At 69.4% G+C, this 3,886-nt stretch carries 1 pseudogene; it reads right to left on the reverse strand.

The annotated features are described in order from the left end of the window. Positions 1–3,886: pseudogene (locus ABZO33_RS26765) on the reverse strand (AMP-binding protein); the annotation flags it as partial.

Raw genomic sequence — 3,886 nt, forward strand, 5'->3', positions numbered from 1 at the left:
TGGCGCGCCGGCAGGTCCGGCTGCGGCAGCGCCTTGCGGTCCAGCTTGCCGTTGGGGGTCAGCGGCAAGGCGTCGAGCGCCATGAACAGCGCCGGCACCATGTACTCGGGCAGTTGCCCCAGCAGCGCCTCGCGCAGGGCCTCGGCGGGCGGCACATCGCCGGTGACATAGGCCACCAGACGCGGACCGGCCGGCTGGGCGTCGTGCACCAGCACCACGGCTTCGCGCACCCCGGCAACCCGGGTGAGGCAAGCCTCGATCTCGCCCGGCTCGATACGCAGGCCGCGCAGCTTGATCTGGTGGTCGGTACGGCCAAGGAACTCGAGGCTGCCGTCAGGGCGCTGGCGCACCAGGTCGCCACTGCGGTACAGGCGCTCGCCGTCGACGAACGGGCTGGCGATAAAGCGCTCGGCCTGTTGCTCCGGCAACCCCAGGTAGCCGCGCGTCACCCCGGCACCGCCGATGTGCAGCTGGCCGGCGACCCCCAGCGGCACGGGCTGGTCGTGGGCATCGAGCACGTACAAACGGGTGTTGTCGATCGGCCGGCCAATCGGCAGCGCGCCAGGCGTCAATGGATCCTGCGGGTGCAAGGTGCAGACGCTGCAATCGACCGTGGTTTCGGTCGGGCCGTAGACGTTGTGCAACCGTACCCGTGGCAGGCGCTCGCGCACCTGGCGCACCAGGGCCTCGGTCAGTTCGCCGCCACCGCAGACGATATCGGTGAGGCTGGCGCAGGCCGCGCTGGCGCCGTGCTCGAGGAACTGCWGCAGCAGCGCCGGCACGAACTGCACCACGCCGACTTGCCGCCGTTCGATCAGCTCGGCCAGGTATTGCGGGTCACGCTGGCCGTCCGGCTTGGCCAGCACCAGGCGCAGCCCGCTGCACAGCGGCCAGAACAGCTCCCACACCGAGGCGTCGAAGCTCACCGGGGTCTTGTGCAGCACCGCGCCCTCGCTCGGGAACAGCCCGGCGCTCCAGTGCACCAGGTTGACCACGTTGCGGCGTCGAAGCTCACCGGGGTCTTGTGCAGCACCGCGCCCTCGCTCGGGAACAGCCCGGCGCTCCAGTGCACCAGGTTGACCACGTTGCGATGCTCGACCATCACCCCCTTGGGCAGGCCGGTGGAACCGGAGGTGTAGATCACATACGCCAGGTTGGCGGCGCTCAGGCCCGGCACCTGCGGGTCGCTGTCCGGCTGTTCGGCCCAGCACGGTTGATCGAGATCGACCTGCGGCACCGCCGCCTCGCCAACCAGCGCCCGGGTGCTTTGTTGCACCAGCAGCGCCCGTGGCTGGCTGTCGACCAGCATGTGGCGAATGCGTTCGGCCGGGTAGTCCGGGTCCAGCGGCACATAGGCGCCACCGGCCTTGAGGATCGCCAGCAAGCCGACCACCAGCGGCAGGCCGCGCTCGACGCAGATCGCCACCCGGTCGTCGGGCTGCACGCCCAGCGCGATCAGGTGATGGGCCAGGCGGTTGGCCTCGGCGTTGAGCTGCCCATAGCTGAGTTCACCTTGCTCGGCGCTGAGCGCAACATCTTCAGGCGCACGCAGGACTTGAGCCTCGAACAGCCCCTGGAGCGTCAGGGTCAGGTCGTGGGGCTGCGCCGTACGGTTGAAATCGTGCACCAGTTGGTGGCGTTCCTCGGCCGAGAGCACCGGCAGTTGCAGCAGCCCTTGCCGCGGCTGCTGAGCCAAGCCTTCGGCCATGGCCTCCAGCACCCGCCGCATCTGCTCGCAGACCCGCTGGGCACCAATGCTCGCCGGGGTCATCGCGACCAGGCGGAAGCCTTCCCCCATATCGTCCACGCTCAGGCTCAGCGGATAGTTGCTGCGCTCGGTACTGTCCAGGGTCTCGATGCCCTGCAGGGCCAGGCGCCGGTCGTCGTCCGCCTGGCTGCCGTGGCGGTAGTTGAGCATGGCACTGAACAGCGGTGCCGGGGCCGGCACGCCGCTGCAACGCTGGGCCAGGGCCAGTGAGGCATGCTCGTGGGCGAGCAAGGCGCTCAGGCGCTGCTGGGTCTGGCGCACCGCGTCGTGCAGGTCGAGGCCGGCCAGGTCCAGGCGCAGCGGCAAGGTGTTGATGAACATGCCCAGGGCTTGTTCCGCTCCAGCGCCGCCCTCCAGGCGACCGAGCAGCACGGTGCCGAACACCACGCTGTCGCGGCCGCTGGCGGCGGCCAGCAGGCGGGCGTAGGCCAGGTGGAACAGGCTGGCGACACTGATACCCCGTTGCCGGGCCTGCTGGCGCAGGCCACTGGCCAGGGTTTCGTCCAGCCACAGCTGGGCCTCTTCGATGCCGAGGCCGTCGACCTGCACATCGGCCAGGCCGAACGGCAGGGTCGGCTCGTCGATATCGCCCAGCTGGGCGCGGAAGAACGTTTCGTGCTCGGCCTGGCTGACACCCAGGCGCGCCTGGGCCACATAGTTGCGGTACGGCGCGCCCTGTTCAGCGGGCACCGGCGCGCCTTGCAGGTAGCCCAGCAGTTCCGCGCCGATGATTTCCAGGGCGGTATGGTCGAGAACGATATGGTGGAACTGCAGCAGCGCCTCGATGCGCGAACTGCCGGCATCGTTGCGGTACAACAGGCGAATCAGCGGCGCCTGGGCCAGGTCGAGGTGGTGCAGGTCTTGCCCGTCCAGCGGCGCGACCAACAGCGGCGCCTCGCGCCAGACCACCTGCAGCGGCTGCGCCAGGCCTTCCCACAGCACCGAGGTACGCAGCACGTCGTGACGGGCGATGACCTTGCCCAAGGCATCGATGAAGGCGTGCAGGCGGTCACGGCTGGCGAAGGCCATGCGCGACTGCAGCACATAGGGGTCGTGCTCCGGTGAGCTGAGGTGATGGTAGAGGATGCCCTCCTGCAACGGCGCCAGCGGGTAGATGTCCTGCACGTTGGCGGCACCGCCCGACACCGTGGCGACGATGCGCTCGATGGCGGCAGGCTCCAGCGCCACCAGCGACAGCATGTCCGGGGTGATCTGGGTGCAGCCGGCCGGGATGCGGTTGGCCGGGACCTCGACCAGGCGGCCATGGCCCAGGGTCGCCGCCAGCGCCGCTACCGTCGGCTGGCCGAACAGGGTGCGCACGTCGGCCGGCAAGCCGGCCTGGCGCAAGCGCGCGGTGAGGCTCACGGCCAGCAGCGAGTGACCGCCCAGTTCGAAGAAGTTGTCGTGGCGACCGACCTGTTCGATACCCAGGACTTCAGCCCAGATCGCGGCCATGACCTCCTCGGTCGCGCCGGTCGGCGCGACGTAGGCCTGGCGTGCCAGGGCCGAGGGTTCAGGGTCCGGCAGCGCCTTGCGGTCCAGTTTGCCGTGGCTCGTCAGCGGCAGCTCGTCCAGGCGGACGAAGGCCTGCGGTATCAAGTGCCCCGGAAGGTTGGCTTGCAGCCCTTGGCGCAAGGTGTCGAGATCAACCGTAGCGGCTTCGGTGAACCAGGCCAGCAGACGCTCGTCGCGCACCAGCACCACGGCATCAGCGATACCCGGCTGGGCCTTCAGCGCCGCTTCGATCTCGCCCAGCTCGACCCGCACACCGCGGATCTTCACCTGGTCGTCGTTGCGGCCCTGGTAGTCCAGCGTGCCGTCGGCATTCCAGCGCACCAGGTCGCCCGTGCGGTACATCCGCCCGCCGTTGAACGGATCGTCGAGGAAGCGTTCGGCAGTCAGCTCAGGGCGGTTGAGGTAGCCCCGAGCAACCTGCCCGCCACCGATGTACAGCTCGCCCGTCACGCCGACCGGCACCGGCTGGCATTGCTCATCCAGTACATAGACGCGAGTGTTGGCGGTCGGCTTGCCGATATGCAGCGCGCCGCCCGGTTGCAGTTGCCCCGACGTCGCCACCACGGTGGTCTCGGTCGGGCCGTAGTTGTTGACCAGCGCAAA

It is taken from the genome of Pseudomonas sp. CAM1A, from assembly GCF_047501685.1.
GTDB lineage: Bacteria > Pseudomonadota > Gammaproteobacteria > Pseudomonadales > Pseudomonadaceae > Aquipseudomonas.